The sequence below is a fragment of the Streptomyces sp. SID14436 genome, from assembly GCF_010548465.1.
Lineage (GTDB): Bacteria > Actinomycetota > Actinomycetes > Streptomycetales > Streptomycetaceae > Streptomyces.
Genome location: NZ_JAAGMD010000239.1, coordinates 1 through 5,219, shown reverse-complemented (window position 1 = coordinate 5,219; position 5,219 = coordinate 1). Strand labels below are relative to the sequence as shown.

Annotated in this window: 4 protein-coding genes and 1 pseudogene; 2 read left to right on the top strand and 3 right to left on the bottom strand. The window is 72.2% G+C overall.

Translation table 11 applies throughout. From position 1 onward, the window contains the following. The coding region (locus tag G3I53_RS08845) for a DUF6350 family protein (RefSeq protein ID WP_239063683.1) at positions 1-578 on the bottom strand (578 nt) is incomplete at its 3' end. Between G3I53_RS08845 and G3I53_RS34515 the strand changes: the two are divergent. Together G3I53_RS34515 and G3I53_RS33710 are read left to right on the top strand one after the other, a co-directional pair. Then, a pseudogene (locus G3I53_RS34515) lies at positions 561-851 on the top strand (helix-turn-helix domain-containing protein); the annotation flags it as partial. The gene G3I53_RS08845 and the pseudogene G3I53_RS34515 overlap by 18 nt on opposite strands. Positions 852-1,229: 378 nt before the next feature. Then, positions 1,230-2,336 carry an RNA polymerase subunit sigma-24 gene (locus tag G3I53_RS33710; RefSeq protein WP_343240577.1) on the top strand — a complete coding sequence of 369 codons (1,107 nt, stop codon included), beginning with the start codon at positions 1,230-1,232 and terminating at the stop codon, positions 2,334-2,336. A 91-nt stretch (positions 2,337-2,427) separates the two neighbouring features. On the opposite strand, the gene sucD is transcribed toward G3I53_RS33710, so the two are convergent. Both sucD and sucC read right to left on the bottom strand, forming a co-directional pair. Next, complete coding sequence (gene sucD / locus G3I53_RS08835) at positions 2,428-3,312, bottom strand: succinate--CoA ligase subunit alpha (protein ID WP_164333561.1); 885 nt, start codon at positions 3,310-3,312, stop codon at positions 2,428-2,430. A gap of 21 nt (positions 3,313-3,333) precedes the next feature. Next, positions 3,334-4,515, bottom strand: coding sequence for an ADP-forming succinate--CoA ligase subunit beta (sucC, locus tag G3I53_RS08830; protein WP_164333562.1), 1,182 nt, complete (start codon positions 4,513-4,515; stop codon positions 3,334-3,336). Between the last annotated feature and the right edge of the window lie 704 nt (positions 4,516-5,219).

Sequence of the window (5,219 nt, the reverse complement as noted above, 5' to 3'; positions counted from 1 at the left end):
GGCGGCCCGCTCGGGCTGCCGTAGGCGGACCACACGCCCGCGCCCGCCGCCACCACCGCGACGAGGGGCACGGCCACACCCACCGACCCCCACGACGGCCGCAGTCCGCCACCGCCGGCGTACACGGCGGCGGGCGCGGCCACGGCGAGGTAGCCGAGGACGACGCCCGACCACGCCGTCCGGCCGGGCACGAGCGGGGCGTCACCCTCCACGCCCCCGTCGGTGGCGTCCCGGGCCGCCCGGTGCAGCAGCCACACGGGCAGGGTCAGCAGCAGCAGCGGGGGCAGGCCCATGGGGGCCGGGACCCCGGAGAGGGTGTCGGTGCGGACCAGTTCGGCCCCGTGCGCGAGCAGCCACAGCGCCGCCGCGGTGTGCAGGGCACCGTTCGGGCCGCTGTCGGGGTAGGGCGAACTGATCCACAGCAGCATCACGAGCACGGCGAACGCGGCGAGCCCCAGCCCGGCCGCCAGGGCGCCGCCGAGCAGGCCCCCGGACAGTCCGGGCGACCGGTCACGCAACCGGGTGAGCAGGCGAGCCCGCGCCGACCGGCGAGCAGTGGTGTGGATCACGCCCGCCATGCTCCCAACGACACGCGCTTTTCCGTCGTAACAGGCGAAGCCCGGCTGTGTCGCTCAATATACGTTTATGTCATTTTCTGTACGGAGGGATGGCGACCCGTGCCGCGAAGTCCAGCCGCCCCACTGCCCCCGCCCGAGGAACGCCGACGCCTGCGCGCATCCGGTGCGCTGACGCAGGCTCAGGTCGCCGCGCGCCTGCGCGTCAGCCGCGAGACGGTGCGGGCATGGGAGTCCGGCCGCACGGCACCGCGCGGACGGAACCGGCAGGAGTACGCGAAACTGCTGGCCGAACTGGCCGAACTGGCCGACCCGGCCGGGCGGACGCGACCGGAAGCCCCTCCGGCGGCAGCAGCGGACGCGACGACTCCGGCGGCTTCAACCGCTTCACCTGCTCCGACTGCTGCATCTGCTGCATCTGCTGCATCTGCTGCATCTGCTGCGCCTGCTGCATCGGCTCCGGAGGCTGCGACGGCGTCTGCCACCCCTGCGCCTGCTGCATCGGCCCCAGCGGCCCCAGCAGCCCCAGCAGCCCCAGCAGCAGCTGAGCCTAGCGACGCCCGTCGGCCGGCACGCCCGAAAGGCCGGACCGGACGCCGGGACAGCGGCGCTGAAGCCGGCGGCGAACGCAACGGCCACGGCGGCGGAGTGACGGTGTGTCCGCAGGAGCAGGAGGCGGCCGCGGTCCGCACGGCACCGGAACGGGCGCCACGGCCGGAGTCTCCTTCCCGGCCTCCGAGGAAGCCGCGACGGGGACGGAGGACCCGGTCCGGAAGGGACCCGGAATCCGCGCCGGCGTCCGGCAGGGGACCGGAAGCCGGCCGGCGACCCGGGCCCGACGCGGGTTCCGACGGCGGGACGGAACCGCGGAGGACGCGGCGGCCGGAGCCCCAAGCCCTGCGGAACCCCGTGGTCGTGGAACCCGACCCCGACCTCACCGGGGAGACACACCCGGGCACGTCCGCCCTGACGCCCGCTCAGGCCTTCGACGCCCTCTACGCCTTCTGCGCCCCCGCCCTGGTCCGCCAGACCTACCTGCTCACCGGGCGCCGCGAACTGGCCCGCGAGTCAGTGGAACGCGCGTTCCAACTGGCTTGGGAACGCTGGCCCGAGGTGGCCCGCGACCGTGACCCGGCCGGATGGGTGCGCGCCGCGGCGTACGAGTGGGCGCTCTCCCCCTGGCACCGGTTCCGGCCCCGCTACCGGCACCCCGAGCCGCCGCCCTCCGACGCGGCCGACCGCGCCCTCATGGACGCCCTGCTGGCCCTGCCCGCTCCGCACCGCCGCACACTCGTCCTCTACGACGGCGTCGGCCTCGACCTGCCCGAGACGGCGGCGGAGACCGAGGCGAGCACCCCCGCGACGGCCAACCGGCTGCTGCGCGCACGCGAGACCGTCGCGGAACGGCTGCCGGAACTGTCGGACCCGGGGACGCTGCACGAGCGGCTCGCCGTGCTGGCCTCCGCGGAGCGGCTGCGGGCCGCCCAGCCTCCAGCCGTACGCAGCGGCAGTGAGCGCCGGGCCCGCTTCTGGACCCGCGCCGCCATCGCCTTCACGGTCGCCCTGATCGGCACCACGGCGCTGACCCTGCGCACCGCACCCACCCACTACGAGCCGCCGGTGCCGCCCGGCGAGACGGTCCAGGGCGTCCCGCCGCACGTGGCCCCGGGACCGCTGTCGGACAAGGAACGGAAACTGCGCAGCAAGCTGCGCAAGGAACTGCTGCCGGGGCCCGAACGGCTGGCCCCGCAGTCACGGTGACACCGGGCTCCGTCAGGACCCTCCGGTGCGCGGAACGACGGTGGGCCCGCCCCCCGAGGGGGACGGGCCCAGCCGTGTGTCCTGTGCCGGGTCAGCCGGCGAGGATCTCCCGGGCCAGCTTGGCGGTCTCGGTCGGCGTCTTGCCGACCTTGACGCCGGCGGCCTCGAGGGCCTCCTTCTTGGCCTGAGCGGTGCCGGAGGAACCGGAGACGATGGCGCCGGCGTGGCCCATGGTCTTGCCCTCGGGCGCGGTGAAGCCCGCGACGTAGCCGACGACCGGCTTGGTCACGTTCTCCTTGATGAAGGCCGCGGCCCGCTCCTCGGCGTCGCCGCCGATCTCACCGATCATGACGATCAGGTCGGTGTCGGGGTCGTCCTGGAACGCCTTCAGCGCGTCGATGTGGGTGGTGCCGATGATCGGGTCACCGCCGATGCCGACGCAGGTCGAGAAGCCGATGTCACGCAGCTCGTACATCATCTGGTACGTCAGTGTGCCGGACTTCGAGACCAGGCCGATGCGGCCCGGCTTGGTGATGTCGGCCGGGATGATGCCGGCGTTCGACTGGCCGGGCGTGATCAGGCCGGGGCAGTTCGGACCGATGATGCGGGTCTTGTTGCCCTTCTTGCCGGCGTACGCCCAGAAGGCGGCGGTGTCGTGGACCGCGACGCCCTCGGTGATGACCACCGCGAGCGGGATCTCGGCGTCGATCGCCTCGATGACCGCGTCCTTGGTGAACTTCTCCGGGACGAAGATGACCGTCACGTCGGCGCCGGTCTTCTCGATGGCGTCCTTGACGGTGCCGAAGACCGGTACCTCGGTGCCGTCGAAGTCGACGCTGGTGCCGGCCTTGCGGGGGTTCACACCGCCGACGATGTTGGTGCCCGACGCCAGCATGCGCTTGGTGTGCTTCTGGCCCTCGGAGCCGGTCATGCCCTGGACGATGACCTTGGATTCCTTGGTGAGGAAGATAGCCATGGTGTTCTGTGACCTCGTCCCTTACTTCGCGGCAGCAGCGAGCTCGGCGGCCTTGTCGGCCGCGCCGTCCATGGTGTCCACGCGCTGCACGAGCGGGTGGTTTCGGTCGTCGAGGATCTTCCGACCGAGCTCGGCGTTGTTCCCGTCGAGGCGGACGACCAGCGGCTTGGTGACCTCTTCGCCCTTGCCCTCGAGGAGCTCCAGCGCCTGCACGATGCCGTTGGCGACGGCGTCGCAGGCGGTGATGCCGCCGAAGACGTTGACGAACACGGACTTGACGTCCGGGTCGCCGAGGATGATCTCCAGGCCGTTGGCCATGACCTCGGCGGAGGCACCGCCGCCGATGTCGAGGAAGTTGGCGGGCTTGACGCCCTTGTGGGCCTCACCGGCGTAGGCGACGACGTCCAGGGTGCTCATCACGAGCCCCGCGCCGTTGCCGATGATGCCGACCTCGCCCTCCAGCTTGACGTAGTTGAGGTTCTTCTCCTTGGCGGCGGCCTCGAGCGGGTCGGCGGCGGCCTTGTCCTGGAGAGCCTCGAAGTCGGGGTGACGGAACTCGGCGTTGTCGTCCAGCGACACCTTGCCGTCGAGGGCGATGACCTGGCCGGAGGCGACCTTGGCCAGCGGGTTCACCTCGACCAGGAGGGCGTCCTCCTTGATGAAGACGTCCCACAGGGTCACCAGGACGTCGGCCACCTGGTCCGCGACCTCGGCCGGGAACTTCGCGGCGGCCGCGATCTCCTGGGCCTTGGCCTTGTCCACGCCGTCGATGGCGTCGATCGCGATCTTGGCGACGGCCTCGGGGCGGCTGGCCGCGACCTCCTCGATGTCCATGCCGCCCTCGACGGAGGCGATGGAGAGGAAGGTGCGGTTGGCACGGTCGAGGAGGAAGGAGACGTAGTACTCCTCGACGATCTCCGGAGCGGTCTCGGCGATCATCACCTTGTGGACCGTGTGGCCCTTGATGTCCATGCCGAGGATGTCCGTCGCGCGGGCGACGGCCTCGTCCGGGGTGGCGGCGAGCTTGACGCCGCCGGCCTTGCCTCGACCACCGACCTTCACCTGGGCCTTGACGACCGACTTGCCGCCCAGACGCTCGGTGATCTCGCGCGCCGCCTCAGGCGTGTCGATGACTTCACCGGCCAGCACCGGTACACCGTGCTTGGCGAAGAGGTCCCTCGCCTGGTACTCGAACAGGTCCACGCGCTTCCGTCCCTATCAGTGATCTCGCGGTTCGATGGATGCGTGGGCGTGCCGCGAAGGGCAACGTGACGTCCGCTCTGTCACAAGGGAGGCGCACACGGTGTCCGAGCGCGCGGCATGTCCGTCTCGCAGGTTATCCCCGCTTCCCTGGCCACCCTAAATCGCGGGTCACACGTGAGCGGTGATACCTGTCACATGATGCCATTCTGTACGGCACGCCGTGCCGCCTTCGAGGGGCCTCACCGGGCTGGGGTTGACCCGGTGAGGCCCGCTGTACAGCCCGGAGGGAGCGGCGGACCTCTGCCCTCCGGGTGCCGGGGAGCGGCCCCCACCCCAATGGGGGCCGCTCTCCCGTCCGGGGGGATCCGGCCGGACGGTTCCGATGGCTTCGGCCGTCCGGGCCCCGATGCCCCGCGGAGCTCTTTGTTACCCGAAAGTCAGCTCTGCGCCGCACGAGGGGTCGGCGCAGCCTGGCGGCAACGGCGCCCTTTGGGCAGGCGAAACCGGAATGTCCCGGCACCGCTCGCCCCCCGCCGACCGTCTGGCCACTCGGGCAGAACCCGGCCGGCCACCGGAGCGGACGGCAGGCGCGCACGACGTGACGGCGCGGGGGCCGCCCGGGCTCGGCGGACCGTGCTCCGCGGCGCAGACCTGGCCCGACAGCCCCGCAGCGCCCCCCCGCTGCGGCTACCGCCCGCCGACCG